The 17,714-nt window shown below is 67.7% G+C and carries 15 protein-coding genes and 1 tRNA gene; 9 read left to right on the top strand and 7 right to left on the bottom strand.

Annotated features, from left to right (window positions below):
* Positions 1-106: 106 nt before the first annotated feature.
* Entirely contained in the window at positions 107-871 is a 765-nt protein-coding gene (locus tag J9611_RS08910) for a hypothetical protein (protein WP_211879437.1), read from the bottom strand.
* A complete protein-coding gene (locus tag J9611_RS08905; protein WP_211879436.1) occupies positions 868-1,617 on the bottom strand; it encodes a hypothetical protein in 750 nt (249 codons plus the stop codon). The genes J9611_RS08910 and J9611_RS08905 overlap by 4 nt, the downstream gene beginning before the upstream one ends.
* 231 nt (positions 1,618-1,848) lie before the next feature.
* On the opposite strand from J9611_RS08905, the gene J9611_RS08900 reads away from it, so the two are divergent.
* The gene (locus tag J9611_RS08900; RefSeq protein ID WP_211879435.1) at positions 1,849-3,516 is read left to right on the top strand and encodes an ABC-F family ATP-binding cassette domain-containing protein; all 1,668 of its coding nucleotides are present in this window, start codon (positions 1,849-1,851) and stop codon (positions 3,514-3,516) included.
* Complete coding sequence (locus tag J9611_RS08895) at positions 3,513-5,426, top strand: ABC transporter ATP-binding protein (protein ID WP_211879433.1); 1,914 nt, start codon at positions 3,513-3,515, stop codon at positions 5,424-5,426. The genes J9611_RS08900 and J9611_RS08895 overlap by 4 nt, the downstream gene beginning before the upstream one ends.
* Before the next feature lie 73 nt (positions 5,427-5,499).
* Here the strand turns inward: J9611_RS08895 and J9611_RS08890 are convergent, their stop codons facing one another.
* The 3 genes from J9611_RS08890 to J9611_RS08880 form a co-directional block, all read right to left on the bottom strand.
* The gene (locus tag J9611_RS08890; RefSeq protein ID WP_211879431.1) at positions 5,500-5,946 is read right to left on the bottom strand and encodes an NUDIX hydrolase; all 447 of its coding nucleotides are present in this window, start codon (positions 5,944-5,946) and stop codon (positions 5,500-5,502) included.
* 10 nt (positions 5,947-5,956) lie between these two features.
* A complete protein-coding gene (locus J9611_RS08885; protein ID WP_211879430.1) occupies positions 5,957-6,445 on the bottom strand; it encodes a DUF6314 family protein in 489 nt (162 codons plus the stop codon).
* 1 nt (position 6,446) lies between these two features.
* Positions 6,447-6,519, bottom strand: a tRNA-Arg gene (locus J9611_RS08880).
* Between the two features lie 84 nt (positions 6,520-6,603).
* Between J9611_RS08880 and J9611_RS08875 the strand changes: the two genes are divergently transcribed.
* From J9611_RS08875 to J9611_RS08865, 3 genes are all read left to right on the top strand, one after another.
* Positions 6,604-7,449, top strand: a complete 846-nt coding sequence (locus tag J9611_RS08875) for a DUF998 domain-containing protein (RefSeq protein WP_211879429.1) — start codon at positions 6,604-6,606, stop codon at positions 7,447-7,449.
* A 506-nt stretch (positions 7,450-7,955) separates the two neighbouring features.
* Positions 7,956-8,405, top strand: a complete 450-nt coding sequence (locus J9611_RS08870) for a DUF7793 family protein (protein WP_211879428.1) — start codon at positions 7,956-7,958, stop codon at positions 8,403-8,405.
* On the top strand, positions 8,395-9,930 hold the full coding sequence (locus tag J9611_RS08865) for a putative bifunctional diguanylate cyclase/phosphodiesterase (RefSeq protein ID WP_211879427.1): 1,536 nt from the start codon (positions 8,395-8,397) through the stop codon (positions 9,928-9,930). Before J9611_RS08870 ends, J9611_RS08865 begins: the two co-directional genes overlap by 11 nt.
* Positions 9,931-10,087: 157 nt before the next feature.
* Here J9611_RS08865 and J9611_RS08860 read toward each other — a convergent pair whose 3' ends face one another.
* Positions 10,088-10,240 (bottom strand): hypothetical protein, encoded by a 153-nt coding sequence (locus tag J9611_RS08860; protein WP_211879426.1) that lies wholly within the window; start codon positions 10,238-10,240, stop codon positions 10,088-10,090.
* A gap of 210 nt (positions 10,241-10,450) precedes the next feature.
* Between J9611_RS08860 and J9611_RS08855 the strand changes: the two genes are divergently transcribed.
* Positions 10,451-11,473, top strand: coding sequence for a hypothetical protein (locus J9611_RS08855; protein ID WP_211879425.1), 1,023 nt, complete (start codon positions 10,451-10,453; stop codon positions 11,471-11,473).
* 80 nt (positions 11,474-11,553) lie between these two features.
* Here the strand turns inward: J9611_RS08855 and J9611_RS08850 are convergent, their stop codons facing one another.
* Complete coding sequence (locus tag J9611_RS08850; protein WP_211879424.1) at positions 11,554-12,207, bottom strand: hypothetical protein; 654 nt, start codon at positions 12,205-12,207, stop codon at positions 11,554-11,556.
* Positions 12,208-12,394: 187 nt separating this feature from the next.
* Between J9611_RS08850 and J9611_RS08845 the strand changes: the two genes are divergently transcribed.
* From J9611_RS08845 to J9611_RS08835, 3 genes are all read left to right on the top strand, one after another.
* Positions 12,395-13,192: an inositol monophosphatase family protein gene (locus J9611_RS08845; protein WP_246527581.1), complete on the top strand. Its 798-nt coding sequence runs from the start codon at positions 12,395-12,397 to the stop codon at positions 13,190-13,192.
* A 271-nt stretch (positions 13,193-13,463) separates the two neighbouring features.
* Positions 13,464-14,816 carry an SWIM zinc finger family protein gene (locus J9611_RS08840; RefSeq protein ID WP_211879422.1) on the top strand — a complete coding sequence of 451 codons (1,353 nt, stop codon included), beginning with the start codon at positions 13,464-13,466 and terminating at the stop codon, positions 14,814-14,816.
* The gene (locus J9611_RS08835; protein WP_211879421.1) at positions 14,813-17,437 is read left to right on the top strand and encodes a hypothetical protein; all 2,625 of its coding nucleotides are present in this window, start codon (positions 14,813-14,815) and stop codon (positions 17,435-17,437) included. The genes J9611_RS08840 and J9611_RS08835 overlap by 4 nt, the downstream gene beginning before the upstream one ends.
* Positions 17,438-17,714: the final 277 nt, after the last annotated feature.

Below are 17,714 nucleotides of genomic sequence, written 5' to 3'. Positions count from 1 at the left end.
CCACTCATCCCCCCAATGGCGCTTGGACGGCTGCATCGGCGTCGCACGGCTAAATTCCGTTCACGAAGCGATCCCCGTTTTCACACATTCATGATTCTCTCACGGTCTAATGATTTTGTGAATGGTTGTGTCGTGATATTTTGACGGGCGCCGTCTTCTGCCTTGCCGTCCCCCTGGCCATGATGCTCCCGAGCCAGATCAGGGCGAGGCCCAGCACGAGGCACAGGATGGCAGTGTAGTTGAAGATGAACCGCAGAAATCCCAGGGCAGGAGGAATCACCGGAGACAGCAGGCTGAGGGTGATGGCGATGGAACCAACAGCCAGCAAGCCAGCGCTGAATCGCACGTGGGCGGGCAGCCTGCTGGCGAGCGTCCGCACCATTGCCGGCAAAAGGGCCAAAGTGACATACGCGGGGTACAGGCGTCCGGCAGCCCCGTAGAATTCCACCAACGCGGCGTTCCTGGCGTCTTTGCCGGCGACCTCGGCGAGCCCGGCTGACGAGCCGGCGGTGTCCATCATGAGGAAGACAATGACGACCGCCAGCGACGAAAATCCCAGCACCGCCAGTCCGACAGGGCCGGTGATGAGCCGGAGGGCATCCTTCGCGCCGAAGCCCCGGGCGACCCTGAACCCGAGGATGAACACGCAGGCGAAAATGAGGAAGCGGAGGACGAGGTTGGCCAGGTTCGTGCCGCCCAGGACGTGGTCGGCCGCCTCATAGGGTGCAGCAATGCTCAAAAGGGTGGCCAGCGTCATCAACAGGAAGAGGAAGAAAAGAGACCTGTTATGCCCCCGCACCGCACTCGGAATGCGGGCGAGCGCGACGATGCCGCAGACTGCCAGGGTGGTCCATTGCAGGATCGCGATCATCCGAGGTTCTCCCAAATCTTTTCTGTTTGTGCTTGTTCGTGTTCCTGGCGGCGAAGCACCTTGCCGAGGGTTTGCAGGCGCTCGCCGGCTAGAGCCGCGAGCTCACCGTCGGACAAGCCGTCGAGGGCCCTCTGCCTGGCCCCCGGCGGCCAGCCCGCTTCGGCTTCCGTAATCAGGCCGGCTGCGACGAGTCCGCCGGTGAATCCTACGCCTGCCTCGCGGGCGGTCGCGACGGCCAGCTCCGGGGAGAGCCTGTTGGCGGTCAGTTGCGCCGAATAGTTCTGCGGTGCGACGCCGGTGGCGGCCGAGACGCGGTGCCGCAGCTCGCCGTCGTCGATCGCGTCCACCCAGTTCCGGACGGAGGTGGCGTGCGGGGCAGGGCTGAGCTCCGGCGTGGCCGCCGCGGGAACGTCCGCTCCCGGACCGCCCGGCGCCGAATCCGAGCGGTCGATGACCGCGCGCAGCAGGTCCATGGTGGCGATCTGGCTGACGAGTTCCGCCGGGGTCGGCGGCCGGGTGTTCCCGGCGAGTTCCGCGTAATTCTCAAACGAGGCCAGCTCCTGGAGCGGGCTGCGCTGCAGGGCCCGGCTGATGCTCACGAGCGTGGTCTCCGCCACCTTGCCGCGGACCAGCTGCTGGGCCAGGGTGGTCCGCTTGATGCCGGAGGTCCGGCAGATGTCGGCCGTGCTGGTGGCCGGAGCGACGTCATGGAGCCAGTGTTGGAATGCCTTGGCGGGTAACGGCATCTAAGGTTTCCTGCGCCGTCGGTCGGGACTGCCGGTGCCCGTGGACAGGCGCGCAGCGGTTCCCGTCGCAGCGATTTTACGTAGAGGTCTGATGCAACTATGCTAAGTGGTCGAACCCGCTGGTCCGTACACCCCCCAAGTCCGGACCGGCGGGTTCTTTCATGCCCCGACGGAAATCGGCCGTTTTCGACTGTGGACAGCCCGCTCCGGCCAGGGTGAGAGGATTGACTAATGACTGCAACCCTTGTTGCCAAGGACCTTTCCGGTGGTCACGATCACCGCACACTCTTCTCCCAGCTCTCCCTGACCGTTGCTCCCGGCGACGTCGTCGGCGTCGTGGGTGCCAACGGTGCAGGAAAATCCACCCTGCTCCGCCTCCTCGCCGGCGTCCACGAGCCGCAGGCCGGCACCGTCAGCCTCGCCCCGGCAGACGCCTTCGTCGGCTGGCTGCCGCAGGAGCACGAGCGGATCGCCGGTGAAACGGTGGCCGCCTACATCGCGCGGCGCACCGGCTGCGCCGAGGCCACCGCAGACATGGAGTCCACCGCCGAAGCCCTGGGACTGGGCGCTCCGGGCTCCGATGACGCCTACTCGCTGGCCTTCGACCGCTGGATGGCGTCCGGCGCCGCGGATCTTCAGGAGCGGGTCCCGCCGGTCCTGGCCGACCTTGGCCTCGAGGTGGGCCCGGACGCGGAGATGACGGGGCTCTCGGGCGGCCAGGCCGCCCGGGTGGCGCTCGCGGCCCTGCTGCTGAGCCGCTTCGACATCGTGCTGCTGGACGAACCCACCAACGACCTCGATCTCGAAGGCCTCGCCAGGCTCGAGGCCTTCGTGCAGGGCCTGCGCGGCGGCGTCGTCCTGGTCTCGCACGACCGCGAGTTCCTCGCCCGCTGCGTGACCACCATCGTGGAACTGGACCTCGCCCAGAACGCGGTCGCGGTGTACGACGGCGGCTATGAGGCATTCCTGGAGGAACGCGCCGTCGCCCGCCGCCACGCCCGGGAGCGGTTCGAGGACTTCGCCGCCACCAAGGCGGACCTCGTCTCCCGGGCCCGCACCCAGCGCGAGTGGAGCTCGCAGGGCGTCCGGAACGCCATGAAGAAGAGCCCGGACAATGACAAGATCCGGCGCGCGGCCAGCACCGAATCCTCCGAAAAGCAGGCCCAGAAGGTCCGCCAGATGGAGTCCCGGATCGCCCGCCTGGACGTCGTGGAAGAGCCCCGGAAGGAATGGCAGCTGCAGTTCAGCATCGGGGCCGCGCCGCGTTCCAGCGCCGTGGTGGCCACCCTCCGGGACGCCGTCGTGCATCAGGGCGGCTTCACCCTGGGGCCGGTGAACCTGCAGCTGAACGCCGGCGAGCGGATCGGCATCACCGGCCCCAACGGTGCCGGCAAGTCCACCCTGCTCCGGCTCCTGCTCGGCGTGCAGCAGCCCGACTCCGGCGACGCGTCGATGGGCCCCTCGGTAGCCGTCGGGGAGATCGACCAGGCCCGCGGGCTGCTCGCCGGCGGCCTGTTGCTCGGGGACGCCGTCGAGGCAGTGCTGACGGACCTCACCCCCGCGGAAGTCCGGACCCTGCTGGCCAAGTTCGGCCTGAAGGCGGACCACACGTCCCGCCCGGTGGACTCGCTGTCCCCGGGGGAGCGGACAAGGGCCGCCCTCGCGCTGCTGCAGGCGCGCGGCGTGAACCTGCTCGTCCTGGACGAACCCACCAACCATCTTGACCTGCCCGCGATCGAGCAGCTTGAGGAGGCCCTCGAAAGCTACGACGGCGCGCTGCTGCTCGTCAGCCACGACCGCCGGCTGCTGGAAAACGTGCGCCTGGATGTGCGCTGGAACGTCTCGGACGGCGTCGTCAGCGAACTGCACGCCGATGCCCCGAAAGGCAACACCAAATGAGCATGGACCGGGTAGCCTGGAGCTCCCTCTACAACATCACCCGCGCCTCGAGCGGCTCCAAGCCGTTCTCGAAGGAGACGCTCAAGCGCGTGTTCAGCTTTGCCCGGCCCCACCGGCGCAAGCTGACCGCCTTCGTGCTGCTGTCCATCGTGATGGCCGTGCTGGCGGTGGCCACCCCGGTCCTCGCCGGGCAGGTGGTGGATGCGATCATTGCGGGCGCCGGCACGGACACCGTGATCCGGCTGGCGCTGCTGATAGCCGCGGTGGCAGTAGCCGAGGCCGGGATCGGCCTCGTGACCCGCTGGATGTCCTCCACGATCGGTGAGGGTGTGATCGTGGACCTGCGCACCAAGGTGTTCGACCACGTGCAGAAGATGCCGATCGCGTTCTTCACCCGCACCCGGACCGGGGCGCTGGTCAGCCGGCTGAACAATGACGTGATCGGCGCGCAGTCGGCCTTCGCCGGGACGCTGTCGGGCGTGGTCAGCAACGTCGTGGCCCTCGCCCTGACCCTGGCGGTGATGCTGAACAAATCCTGGCTCGTCACCGTGCTGGCCATGGTCCTGCTGCCGATCTTCCTGATTCCCGCCCGCCGGATGGGCTCCAAACTGGCCGACCTCCGCCGCGAAGCCGCCGGACACAACGCCGCGATGGGCACCCAGATGACGGAGCGGTTCTCCGCCCCGGGCGCCACCCTGGTGAAGCTCTTCGGCCGCCCGGATGAGGAATCCCGGGAGTTCGCCCTGCGTGCCGGCCGGGTGCGGGACATCGGCGTGCGCACGGCCATGCTCCAGTTCACCTTCGTGACGGCCCTGACGCTCGTCTCGGCGCTGGCGCTGGCGCTCGTCTACGGCCTGGGCGGGTGGCTGGCGCTCGGCGGCCAGCTCGCCGCCGGCGACGTCGTCGTGCTGGCGCTGCTGCTCACCCGGCTCTATGCGCCGCTCACGGCGCTCTCCAACGCCCGGGTGGAAATCATGAGCGCCCTGGTCAGCTTCGAGCGGGTCTTCGAGATCCTGGACCTCAAGCCCCTCATCGTGCAGAAGCCCGACGCCGTGGCATCGCCGCTCGGCCCGCTGTCCGTGGAGTTCGACGACGTCCGCTTCGCCTACCCCTCGGCGGACAAGGTGTCGCTGGCCTCGCTGGAGGACGTGTCCACCCTGGATACCCGGGGCGGCGAGGAGGTGCTGCACGGCATCAGCTTCCGGGTGGAGCCAGGCCAGACCGTTGCCCTGGTGGGGTCCTCGGGGGCCGGCAAGTCCACCATCGCGCAGCTGCTGTCGCGGCTGTACGACGTCGATTCCGGCGCCGTCCGCTTCGGCGGCACGGCGCCCGGCACCGGCGTGGACGTCCGCGACCTCACCTTCGATTCCATGCGCCAGACCCTGGGCATGGTGACGCAGGACGGGCACCTGTTCCACGAGTCCATCGCCTCCAACCTGCGCCTGGCCCGCCCGGAAGCCACCGACGGGCAGATGTGGGACGTGCTGCGCCAGGCCCGTCTCGAGGAGATGGTCCGGTCCCTGCCGGACGGACTGGACACGGTGGTGGGGGAGCGCGGCTACCGCCTCTCCGGCGGCGAACGCCAGCGCCTGACCATCGCACGGCTGCTCATCGCCCAGCCCCGGGTGGTGATCCTGGACGAGGCCACCGCCGCACTGGACTCCACGAATGAAGCCGCGGTGCAGGAGGCGCTCGGCGCCGCGCTGCAGGGGCGCACCGCCGTCGTGATTGCCCACCGGCTCTCCACCATCCGCGCGGCCGACGTGATCCTGGTGGTGGAGGACGGCTCCATCGTGGAGCGGGGCACCCACACCGAGCTCCTCGCCGCGGCCGGCCGCTACGCGGAGCTGTACCGGACGCAGTTTGCCGAGGCCACCAAGGTCGCCGAGGAGGCCGTGCCGGGGCTCTAGCAGGAGGCGTCGGGGAGGCGCAAAATGCTCCTCGATGCGACACTTCCCTGGCGCGGCCGGTATTCCGGCGGCGTCAGGGAATTTGCGCGCACCCGAATCGGGCCGCCGCCCGCGCCTGGTCCGGGCCGGCGGACAGTGCCGGCAGCACGTGGGCTGTGAGCAGCGGGGCGAGGTCGTCCGGCAGCTCTGCGGCCAGGTCCAGCCAGCGGATTTCGGCGATCTCGGCCGCCGGCCGGGCGCTCCAGGCCCCCGGGGCCGTGAAAACGGTGGCCTCGATCAGGGTTGCGTCCTCATTCGCGGCGTCCGCCAGCCAGATGCCCAGGAGCTCCAGCTTCCCGGGGGCCAGCACGATCCCCACCTCTTCCTCCAGCTCCCGGGAGGCCGTCTCGGCGGCGGTTTCGCCCGCCTCGGGCTTGCCGCCGGGGTTCATGAACTTGTCCGTGCCCCGTTTGCGGACGGTCAGGAGGCGGCCGGCGTCGTCGAAGACGCAGACGGCGGAGACGATGATGAGGGGATTCACTCTCATGAGCCTAACCGGCGGGGTCCAGCCGCCGCAGCACCGATTCCAGGAGCTGGTCTTTGCCCGGTCCCCGCACGTCCCAGGCATAGCTGAAGTGGTCCGGGCCGTGAAGCGTGTACGTGACCCGGTAGGTGTCCGGCTCACACCAGTGCTGGTCCTGGCTGGCGTCTGGCCTGAAACTCATGCGGTGGAACGGCCGGCCGTCGGGAAAGGCCACGTCCATCGCATCCGGAGATTCCGTGCGGTTGAACAGATAGTTCCGGCTCGCCGGGCCGGTAAAGGGCTCGCCGTCCATGGCAGTGGCGGTCAAGCGGACGGTTCCCTCTTCGTGGAAGCTGAGCCCGCCGCCGTCGTCCACCGCGGTAAAGCGCACGACGCCGGTGAAGGTTCCGCGGGTGCCGGTGGCGCGGTCCAGCAGGGTGCGGTCCACGCTCCAGGCGCCCAGCAGGTAGGCGCGGAGATCGAAGTCCGGACCGGCGTCCGGGGCAGGCGGATTCAAGTGCCCTCGATTGGAATCGAACCAACGACACCGGCTTTAGGAGAGCCGTGCTCTATCCACTGAGCTACGAGGGCGGGCGTCCGGGCGGCCGACCGGGGCCGGCCCCTTCGGACACGGGTATAAGCATACAAGGTGCGGACGCGTACTACGCTCATGGCATGGCAGCCGCAGCAACCGCTCTCAGCAACCACGCCGTCCAGTTCCCGGATGTGGCGTCCACCAGGTTCTATGTCGGCGCCCTCGCGAAGCTGAGCGTGCTGCAGTATTTCGTGGCGGAGACCGCCGTGATCGGCGCCTGGGCCGGGCGCGGGCCGTACAGCCGCCGGGACGGATTGATCAGCGACCTCGGCGCCGTGGCGTGCGGCGGGTTCGACGGCCGGGATGTGTGCTCGCCGGCCCACCTGCTCATGAATGCCTCGTTCGTGGTCCAGGGCCTGGGCATGGCGGTGGGGGCCCTGCTCCTCGGCTCCGTGCTGCTGTGCACGGCGGCCCGGCCGCGGCTTACCCCGGGACCGGCCCGACGGGCGCGCGGGGCCGCGGCGGCTGTCCGGTCCCTCACGTTTGCGGCCGGCGCCGGCACCGTCCTGGTGGGGCTCGTGCCCGAGGACGCGGGCTCCGTCTGGCATCTCGTGGGCGCCGTGGCGTACTTCGCGGGCGGAGCCGTGGCGTTGTTGCTGCTGGGCTCGCTCTGGTTCCGGCAGACACCGCTGGGCTGGCTGATCCTGGCGTGCGGTGTGGTGTCCTTCGGGGCGCTCGTGACGGGCGCGGTGACCGGCCTGCACGTGCCCGAGCCTGGAACCCTGGAGCGGCTGATGGGATACCCCATCACCATCGGCGTGGGCGCGGCAGGCCTGGTCGTGGCGCAGCGCGTCCGGCAGGAACGCGCTGCGCGGAGGGTGCACCTTGTCCAGGAGGCGCAGAAGGCCGGGCATCGGAGTTCTGCGGCGGGGAGCTCAAAGGCGGGGAAGGTGCCGGCGCGGGAGCCTGAGGCGGACCACAGGTAATGTGCGGCCTGGGAATCTTTGGGGCACAGGGCCCCTGATGTCCGGAAGTTCGAACTGCCAGGCACGCGCCGGCCATCCGGATCAGCGCAGGTAATTGCCGGTGTGTCCCATGCCCGGTACCGGCCTGACCTTGCATTATCATAAGGGCACTCGCCGGAACATTCCGGCGGGTCGTGCACGATTCGACATTGCCGCACGCCGACACGCCGACTTTGCAGCCTATGGGGACTCATGCCTGATCAGTTTGTCTTGCCGCGCCTTGACGCAGGAAGCGTCTCCGCTGGGCAAAAAGGTGCCGTGCGGGGCCGCCTATGGCGTGCGGAGAAGCGTTTCGAACAGCTGTCGACCGTTCATCCGCGTCCTTCCCGACGCAAAATCATCCTCGGCCGGATGGGTATTCCCACGGCCCTGGGAGTGTCGGTTGCCGGTTACGACGCTGGCATCACCGGGCCGGTGAACCGGGACGTCCGCGCATCAGCGGGCCGCCGCCGTCGAAATGCCGTCCGTTGACCGTTGAAGCCCTGGCCGGGCCCGACGAACGAAACCCCGAGGACGAACCGGTTGAAAAGCTGGCCGCCCCTGAACCTGACGCGGGAGACCCGATCGAGGTCCGGATGACTGACCGGGGCATCATCAAGGTCACGCTTCCGCCGCACCAAGTGATCGAGGGGCCGCAGGCGCGTGCCGCGGGCGCCGCGGTCCGCTCCCTCGCCCAGGGGCGGCGCCTGCCGGTGCTGCTGGTCATCACCGGCGTCGTGGGCGTCAGCGTCGAGGCCCGGCACACCTATACCTCCTCGATTGCCGTCTCCGCCTTTGCCCTCGTGGGCGAGAGCCCGGTGGACCGGGTCATCGCCCATTACCTCCTGCGGTCGAAAATCGAGACGATCCCGGCACAATTCTTCACCTCCGAGTCGGACGCCGTCATGTGGCTCAGGCAGTACGCGCGTGACGAGTGAGCCGCCGGACCCCCGGCTCCATGCACTCGTGGAGGGCATCGTCCGGATCGCCGGGGGGGACCTGACCACGAGGATCCCGCTCTCGGAGGCCCGGGACGACGTCGCGGCCGTCATAACCGGCATCAACCTGATGGCGGACGACCTGCAGACCATCTACCAGGAGCTCGAGGACCGGGTCGAGCGCCGCACCGCCATGCTGCGCGAAGCCCAGGTGGAACTCGAGCGGATGGCGCTGACGGACCCGCTGACCCAGCTGGCCAACAGGACGGCACTAAATGCGGCACTCAGCCATGCTCTGGCGGAGACGTCCCGCGGCGAAATGCCCCCCGCCCTCCTGATCCTCGATCTTGATTCGTTCAAGGGCATCAATGACACGCTGGGACACAGTGCCGGTGACGACGTCCTGCGCATGATCGCCCGGCGGCTTCAGGCGGCCGTCCGCGAGACGGACACCGTCGCGCGGCTCGGCGGCGACGAGTTCGCCGTCATGCTGCCCAAGTCGAACCTGGTCCGGGCCCGGCGCGTGGCCAACAGAATCCTCAAGGCCCTCGGCGAGAGCCTGGACGTCGGGGACCTGCGCGTCACCTGCGGCGCCAGCATCGGCCTGCGGGTCGCGGAACAGGGCCAGACCGCGGAGGACCTGGTGATGGAGGCCGACACGGCCATGTATGCCGCCAAGGCCCAACCGCACAGCAGCATCAAGGTGTTCGAGCCGGCGCTGCTGTATGCGCGCCGGCTCCAGAGCGTCATGGTCACCGAAATGCGCGAAGCAATCCGCACGGACCAGCTGACCCTGTACTACCAGCCGGTGGTGGCACTCGCGACGGGCAGGATTGAAGGCGTCGAAGCGCTGGTGCGGTGGAACCACCCCGTACGCGGGCTCCTGATGCCTGACCAGTTCATTCCGCTGGCCGAGGAGACCGGGATGATCGTGGACCTGGGCCATTGGGTCTTGCGCCATGCGGTCCGCCAGTTGCGGGACTGGCAGCAGGAGTTGCAGGTGGACAGCGGCTTCAACGTCCGCATCAACATCTCAACGACAGAGCTGCAGAGCCTGGACCTGATCGAGCACGTGCGTGACATCCTGACCGAGACGGGCGTGGATGCCTCAAACCTCGTTGTGGAGCTGACGGAATCCATGGCGGTCAACGGCGGGGACGTGGACCAATACTCGCTGAGCGGGCTGCGCCGCCTCGGCGTGAAGCTCGAAATCGACGACTTCGGCACGGGGTACTCCTCCATCAGCTACCTGCGGAAGCTGCCCGTGAACGTGGTCAAGATCGACAAGAGCCTGATCGACGGCCTCGGGTCCGACGAGGAGCACGGAAGTTTCGTTGCCGCGGTGCTGCACCTCATCCATGCCTGCGGCCTCACGGCAGTTGCCGAAGGCATCGAGACGGCCGAGCAGGCGGCGGTGCTCGCGGAATTGGGCTGTGCCAGCGGCCAGGGCTACTACTTCGGCCGCCCCATGCCCCCGGCAGACCTCGCGGCCCTGGTCAGCCGGTCAGGCTCAGGGCAGCACTAGCCTTTTCTGATCGGTTGCCGGTACCGCTTTCCGGCACGACGGCGGCAGGGCAGCCGCCGGGCGGCCGCCGGGCGGCCGGCACGGCGGCCGGCTGGGCACAAAAACGGCGGGTATCGGATCGCTATCCGATCCCCGCCGTCCGTTATTGCTTCTGAAGTTACTTCTTCGGAGTGGAGTTCGGCCACCAGTTGACGGCTTCGATGGAGCCCTGTCCGGAGTTGTCACTGCTTGCCGAGACTGCAGCCGAGGCGGAAAGGCCTGCCGCCGCCAGCGCGCCGGCGACGAGGAGTGTAGCGAGGGTTTTCTTCATTTAGAACTCCTGATACGTAGGGGGCGGATGTGGCTCATGTGATGCAGGCTCAGTATAGGGGCATCCGATATGCCGTGGTGTAACAATCTGTCGCGGAGGTCCGTTCCATGTGTTAGTTGCGCGCACCCGCGCAGCTCTTGCAGAAAGATGGCGCCGTCTTGCTTTCCGGTTTTGTTCAATTTCACTGCGGCGGCAACGGATAATTGAGCCATGCAACAAAACTTCGTTTCGCCGTCGTATGTCGCCGCCGAGCTGCAGGCACGGAAAAACCGGGCCGATCACGATTTCGACGAGGCCGCCAGGAGCGCGAAGGCAGCCGCGGATATCGCACGCAGTGATGGTGATATGGACTCGTGGTGGAACATGACGTTTTTCCAGGCGGAAAATCTCCTGGACGCGGAGGACTTTGACAAATGTGCTGATCTGGCCATCGGACTGGTCAATCTGCGCGGGACGTCCGAACGCCACGACCAGGCGCGGACCTATATTCTGCTGGCCAAGGCCAAGCAAGGGGCAGGCCAATTGGAACAGGCCGCCGACGCCGCCCGGGCAGCCGTGGAGCTGGTGTCAGACGATCCGGACGTGGAGACAAATGTTTTGGCGAGGCAGGCTCTCATCGCCGCGCTGGCGGATACCGGCCGGCTTGACGAAGCCTGGGCGGAATGCCTGGCCCTGGCGGACGTGATTTCCGCCGAAGTTGATGACCAGTTGGTGGGGAAGGCGTACTGGGTGATCGGAAACGTTGCCTTTCTCTGCAATGACGTACGGCAGGGGCTGAACTATCACGAGCTCGCGGCCGCGACCTTTTCGCCGGCGAGAAACCTGGATGTGTGGGCAAAGTTCAACAAGGCTTCGGCGGCCATGCGGCTCGCTGCCGACGTTGCCGACGCCGACACCCTGCGGTGCATTGAACGGGCGGAACTGGCGACGGATGTCATCGGGGGAAGCGCAAACGACTTCCTGCTGATCAAGTTGAACCGCGCCCACTGGAGTTCCCTGGCCGGCGACCCCGCAGCCGCGATCGAGTTACTCGAACAAGTTTGCGCAGACGAGGACAAGACGTCGCCCCAGATACTCGGCGAGGCATACCTGCTGCTGGGCCGGGCAAACGCGGCCGCAGGAAACCAGGCTGCTGCCCGTGAGCACCTGCTGAAGGCCGCGGATCATTTCGAGGCGGCCGGCGCCCCGCAGCGTGCAGACCAGGCGCGGGAGTTCCTGGCCGCCGGGTCCTGACACCGCGCAGGATCCTCGTGGGCATGCCCTCCGTAGTGGTCCGGGGATGGACATATCGGGATTATGTCCAACGGCCGGGCCTAGGGCTGGGCATGTCCCGTGGATGGAGCGGCGGAGGAGGCACGCTTCCGGCCGAGGAGCACCGCGGCGCCGCCGGCCACCAGGCTCAGCACCAGCAGCACCCAACCGGCGAGGGTGAGCCCGGACGCCAAGGCTACCTGCCCGCCGTCGACCGTGTCCGCGGACATCATCGCGTCGATGGCCCCGTTGCCCCATAGCCGCACTACGGCAAAAAGCATCGGCACCGCCCAGAGCGCCCAGCGCAGCGGCTTCCGGGCCACGTTCGTCCCGATCAGCAGCAGCCAGCTGAAGCCGAAGATCAGCGGGAAGAGCATTCCAGCGGTCTTGTGGACGTAATTGAGCTGCCCGCGGGCGTCCCCGTCCATTGCGGCGCGCAGGTGCTCGACATAGCCCTGGTCGAAGCCGCCGATCAGCGAATCCGGCATGGCCAGGCCGCCGGACAACTGCGTGAGCTGGTTCAGCGTGAGCAGATGGACGTACCAGAACAGGAACAGGCTGGCCACGACTCCGGCAATCACGATCAGATTGCTGTTGTTCTGCGCCTTCTGCGGCGTCCTGCTGGTGCTCGGGTTGATCACCGACGGCAGATGGTGCTGGGGAACGGCCGCATTGGCGCCGTGTTTCTTGATCCGCTGTGCGGGTGTCTTGGCCATGGCTTTATTATCGTCCGTCTCAGCGGGCTGGTGTGTCGCAGCCCGTTCCTGGCGGCGCCGGGTCGGCCGTCCGTCTGTGCACTACGCCCGCAGCGCCGATAGTCTGGGACGCGTGACCGAACTAGGCAGAAATGAACTTGGCAGACACCGGCTTGGCCGGCACAGCACCGCGGAGCTCGACCCCGCGCTGGATGACTACCAGCTCGCCGAGGCGCTCGTGCGCGAAGCAGGCACGCTGGCGCTGCTGATGCGGCAGGCGGGGCTGGAGGGCCGGCAGAAAACATCCGTGTCCGACGTCGTCACCGCCGCCGATCACGCCGCGGAGGCCTATGTGCTGGAGCAACTCCGGCGCTGCCGGCCCGACGACGGCATCCTGGGGGAAGAAGGCGCCGACGTGACAGGCAGCAGCGGCCGGACCTGGGTGATCGACCCTGTCGACGGGACCTACAACTTCCTGCACGGGTCCACCTACTGGTGCTCCGCCATTGCCCTGAAGGACTCCTCCGGCGTGCTGCTCGGCGCGATCTTCCAGCCGGAGGAGGACAAGCTCTGGCTCGGCGGGACGTCGCGGCACGCAACGCTCAACGGGGAACAGCTGACCACCTTCCGGTACGGCGACGCGGGGGGCAGCGGCCGGTCCGACGCCCCGCTTTCCGAACTCGGCGCCGCCACCTACATCCACCCCACGTGGCTTGCCGACCCGATGTGCGCCATGCCCTGGCACGCTGCGGCGACGTCCGCAGCGTCGCTGCGCATGTTCGGCTCCGGATCCTGCGACCTCGGCCGGGTGGCCGACGGCGCGGTGGGCTGCTGGTTCCAGCACAGCTGCCCTGAATGGGACTGGCTGCCCGGCCAGGCGATCGTCCTCGCGGCGGGCGGAGCGGCCGACGTCGTGCGGGTCAACGGACTTGACTGGTTCCTCGCGGGAGGCACGACGGCGGTCCGGGAGCTCCGTGCCGCGCTCGAGTCAGGCTCGGTCGGCTAGTTCCCGCGACGCTCCGCGCCTGCTCCGCGGAGCATGCTCATTCTTCGCGGTGAGCATCGGACAGGATGTTCGTATGTCCACTGGCCACGGACAGGGCCGGGCATGTCCCGCGGACCGGGAGTCCCCTCCGCGGTTCCGGGGCTGTTGTCGGGCCAGGGGTGCGGTCTATACTTCCGGACATGGGGGAGAGAACAGCAATTCCGGACGTGCCTGATGTGCCGTCCACGCGGGGACCGATCGGGTTGCGGACCCGCCGGCTGCGGGGGCTCGTATGAGCGGCTACCTCGCGGAATCCGTACTTGATGAAGCCCACGGCGCCAAGCGGCTCCTCCTGGAGTCAGGTCTGGGCGCCACCCCTCAAGGACTGGTGGAAAACCCGAGCTTCTTCCACGGGTTTGCCGCGAGGCCTGACGTGGTGTCCAGCGCGCTGCTGGCCGTCGCCGACGTGGCGGCGTCGAGGTACTTCGATGCCGCGTTCCGGCTCAGCGATGTCATGGACCCGGTCATGACAGCAGGGGGAGACCGCCTGCGCTGTGAGTCGTTTTCGGCCTGCAACGGGGTCCAGGCGCGGCCGGACCTGCTGGGCAGCGGCCTGGACGGCGGCGAGATCGGCTTCGGCACCACCAACGTGGACATCAACAGCCCGCTGCGGTCCGCGCTCGCCAACGTGCACCGCAGCGAGCTGCTCCACCTTGACGTCGGCCGGGACCAGCTGGTGGTCTCCACCCCCGTTGAGAGCCATATGGAGCGGAAGGTGGAGCTTCCGGACCGGTGGATCCGCGGCTTCGCGGAGACACCGGCGATCGCTGCCGGAATGACGCATCTGGCCACGCTCTCCGGCTCCGCCATCAGCCAGTTCCTGGGCTCACTCCCGGCCGCGCAGCCGGGGCGCACGGTTTTCCTGCTGCCATCGGCCCGGGGATTGCGCGAAGTGGCCACGCCGAAGGCCTCGACAGTCACGCTGGCGGGCACCGGGCGGCTCGCCGCCGCAAAGAGGGTCGCCCGATTCGCCACCCGCCTGGACGTCTTCCGCCACGACAACGGGGCCAGCGGCTGGGTGTTCCGGCTCCCCGGCGCCGACTTCACACTGCTGCTTTCGCCGGCGGCCGGCCGGGGTTTCTCGGGGGAAGGCGGGATCCTGGCCGCGCTCGCCGCCCCTGGCGTGAAGGAAGCAGGGACGACGGTCCTGGACTTCCTTGGATGGCAGGCGGTCATTTCGACCGAGACGCTCCGCGCCAGGACCGGGCTCGAGGCGGAGCGCGTCAGCCAGGGGCTGGCCTGGTTGGGAGCCTCCGGGAAGGTGGGCTTCGACCTGCTGGAAAACGCCTATTTCCACCGGGAGCTGCCGCTGGACCAGGACCGTGTCGTCAAGGATCACCCGAGGCTTCGAGCTGCCCGCGATATCGTGGCCCGGGGCGGGGTATCCCGGGTGGAGGACCGCTGGGATGTCCTGGCTGGAAACGGAACGCGGGTGCGCCGGGTCACGTTCACGGACGAAAGCTACCAGTGCACCTGTGCCTGGTGGTATGACTTCCGCGGCTCCAGGGGCCCCTGCAAGCATGCGCTCGCCGTCCAGCTCGTCCGGCTCGAGACGGCACCGGGCCACGGAAGGGAAAACGCATGACGGCGCCGGAGAACCGCGGCGACCCGCGGCTCGTGCAGGAGGTGCGCCGGCTCGTCAAGAGCGGGGACCGGAGTGCTCTGCCCGAGTACATCACAGCGTCCCCGCCGGATGAGCTCGCCGAGGCGGCGAAATGGTTTGCCAAAGGCGGCCGGACCCTGCTGACCCAGGACATGGACTGGCGGATTCATGAGAGCATCAGCCTTGCCGACCGCTCAACGGTGAGGGAGATGGTCACCGTCGCCGTCAGTGCACCTGCCGATGCCGCCAGGTTCCTGCCCTGGCGGGAGATGGCATGGAGCAGCGATGTTCACATCCTGATGCTGTTGGATGTCCTGGTTTCAAGAGGCGACGACTGGTGCCGGCGCTTCGTGGCCGCGGCGATCAGCCGGAACGCAAAAGCGGGACAAGAGAGGGCCAATACCGTCATCCGTTGTTGCCTGCCGCTCATTCTGCACTTTGGAGTTTCCACTGCAGATTTCGAGGCGTATCCGCGGCTTTGGGCGTTCTACTACCGGGACCTCGCGGGCGGCCGGATCCGCGAGGCATTCCGCATCGGTCCCGCCGGAACCGCGGTGGTCTTTCCGAGGATGCAGAAATCGTTGCTGGAGTTGTGGGACCAGGACGTGACCGCCGCGAAAACACTCCTGCGGTGCTTTGAGGTGCCGGACGCGCTGGGTCCGCTGGCCATGCAGCTAACGCGGACAGAGTGGACCGTCGGGGCCGCAGTCCGCGGGTACCTCGACAGGGGGACCTTCCGCAGCGAGGAGGTCTTCGGCAAGCTCCGCACCGCACTCGCACGGGACGACGGACTCCCGAGCCAGAGAGTGCTGGCCGATGTCCTGAAGTCGTGTCCGCCCAGTCCTGAGGAGGTGGCCGCCAGCATCCCGCTGTTCTTGTCCACCGTCACCACGGCTGCCGGGTTCCTGTCCTTCCTGGCATTTGGGCTTCTGCTCCACGCGCCGCTGGATGCTGACGATCTCCAGGACCTGGGCGTCGCCGTGTTCGGCAGGACGGAGAAGAAGCCGCAGGAGCTTCTGGTCCGGCACCTCAAGTCCCTGCGGACGTCAGGGACGTACGACGACGCCGTCCTCACCGCCTGCTGGGCGGCGGCGGCAGGATCCTCGGATCTAAAGATCCGGACCATGGCGGAATCGAGGCTGCACATCCCTCTGGCCACCAGCACAGAGGGGCCAACTGCTTCGGCATCATTGTGGGGAACTGGAGCCCGGCACTCGCCGGAAATTCCCCGGTATGTGGCACCGGAAGCCGATTCCAGGAAAGGGCTGCCGTATTGGAACCGACAGTGGAAACATACCATCGCCGACGAGCAGTATGTCGATCACTTCCTGCGTAACGTCTACCACGTTTCCCAGAACGTGCGGGACTGGTATCGGCGGAGATATCGTGTTGACATCGGGCCAATTCCTGGAGACATGCCGCCGCCGCCGAGCTGGGAGTGCTGGGCGGAGCCGAGCCCTAATGTCGTCCTGGCCATGTGGGCGGCAGGGGAGCACAACCTGGCCGCCCACCGGAATCTGGTCCAGTTGTTCCGGGATTCGAGTCCTTTGGCCGCTATCCACATATTCCGTCACAGCGAGCTGGCGGTCCAGGCAGGAACAGTGCCGTACTCCCTGGCCACGCCGAGCTACGACAACTTCCGCGTGGAACTGGACAGGCTGGTGCCCCTGCTGCGTCTCTTTGAGCGCGAAGGCTGGGCGTATGGGGAAGCCGACATGTTCCAGGCACTCCTGCGGCTGGGGCCGATGGATGCGAGGCTGGCAGCGGATGTCCCTGAGCTGCGTGTCCCGCCGCTTGACGGTCCGGATGACCCGGAGCGGCTTGCCGGGCGGATTCTCCGCGAATGGGTCCGGGGAGGAGGATTCAGGCCCCCGCCGGTGGACGCTCCGCTCACAGTGCCAGTGCCTTTGGAATGGTTTCCGTCGATCCCCCGTGAGTTGCTCTCGTCAGAGTTATGGGGTGGCAGCGAGCGCCGATACCACGGTAACTGGATTGACTGTGAGGCCTCGGGGGTTGTGCCTTTCTGGCCCGATCTGGGCGCCATGTGGTTGGAACGGAGGCTGGTGTACGGTGGGCTGGTCTGCCTGAGGGCAGATGGCCTGGCAGGGGCAACGGCCGGAGGAGTCGGGCAATTGACCCACAATTGGTTCGTTGCCATGCTCGCCGGTCCCCGTCAGGACGACCGGGACCGCGCCGTTGAAACGGTGCTGGAACTGGCCGCGCGGCGCCAGCTGTCGGCGGACCACCTGGCCACGGCAGCCCGGAACTGCGGCAAGGCAGACGGTCAGCCGCTCGGCCGGCTGGTACGGACCCTGGCGCTGGTGGCATACGAGGGCCATCTGGACTGCGTCTGGCCCGCGTTGACGGCCTTGGTGATGGCGTCAGGAGGACAGCAGAAGCTCCCGGCAGGGATGCCGGAGCTGCTGGCCACCTGCACAGAACTATGGGACGCCATTCCTGCCGGACAGCGGACACCGGAATCCGTCCCGGCGGAATTCACGTTGGCGGTTGCGGCGTTGGCTGCAAAATCCTCCACCAAAACGGCCCTGGAAGCGAAGCGGCTGGCGTCACAGATGGGGCTACAACCGTCAGCCTCGCTGTGATGTTCCGCCGAAGGCATAGCGGCCCGGTTCCGCCCGCCGGCTGCCCCGGGGGACATGCCCATTCGTGGCCGCCGGCACTGGACATAGTGGGCATATGTCCAGTGGTAGCGCGCAGGGGAGGGCATGTCCCGAGGGCGCGGACGCCACCGTCAGCGGCACCGCCTAGGACTGCGCTGAACAATTTGGGTGGTTTAAGGCGCGCCTGCTGGACTTCGCGCAGTGGTCCTTAAGACTGGGTGTATGCAAGGAATTGAGGCGGCCCAGCGCGGATATTTGG

Source organism: Pseudarthrobacter albicanus, assembly GCF_018224015.1.
In the GTDB taxonomy this organism is placed as follows: domain Bacteria; phylum Actinomycetota; class Actinomycetes; order Actinomycetales; family Micrococcaceae; genus Arthrobacter; species Arthrobacter albicanus.
Note: the sequence above shows the minus strand (reverse complement) of the source record. Positions and strands in the feature narration are given on the sequence as shown.

Bases quoted from the DNA above. Each gene is read 5' to 3' on its own strand.
- J9611_RS08855 (WP_211879425.1), top strand. From the start codon at position 10,451: ATGCAACAAAACTTCGTTTCGCCGTCGTATGTCGCCGCCGAGCTGCAG.
- J9611_RS08905 (WP_211879436.1), bottom strand. From the start codon at position 1,617: ATGCCGTTACCCGCCAAGGCATTCCAACACTGGCTCCATGACGTCGCT.
- J9611_RS08900 (WP_211879435.1), top strand. From the start codon at position 1,849: ATGACTGCAACCCTTGTTGCCAAGGACCTTTCCGGTGGTCACGATCAC.
- J9611_RS08840 (WP_211879422.1), top strand. From the start codon at position 13,464: ATGAGCGGCTACCTCGCGGAATCCGTACTTGATGAAGCCCACGGCGCC.
- J9611_RS08895 (WP_211879433.1), top strand. From the start codon at position 3,513: ATGAGCATGGACCGGGTAGCCTGGAGCTCCCTCTACAACATCACCCGC.
- J9611_RS08910 (WP_211879437.1), bottom strand. From the start codon at position 871: ATGATCGCGATCCTGCAATGGACCACCCTGGCAGTCTGCGGCATCGTC.
- J9611_RS08850 (WP_211879424.1), bottom strand. From the start codon at position 12,207: ATGGCCAAGACACCCGCACAGCGGATCAAGAAACACGGCGCCAATGCG.
- J9611_RS08875 (WP_211879429.1), top strand. From the start codon at position 6,604: ATGGCAGCCGCAGCAACCGCTCTCAGCAACCACGCCGTCCAGTTCCCG.
- J9611_RS08835 (WP_211879421.1), top strand. From the start codon at position 14,813: ATGACGGCGCCGGAGAACCGCGGCGACCCGCGGCTCGTGCAGGAGGTG.
- J9611_RS08860 (WP_211879426.1), bottom strand. From the start codon at position 10,240: ATGAAGAAAACCCTCGCTACACTCCTCGTCGCCGGCGCGCTGGCGGCG.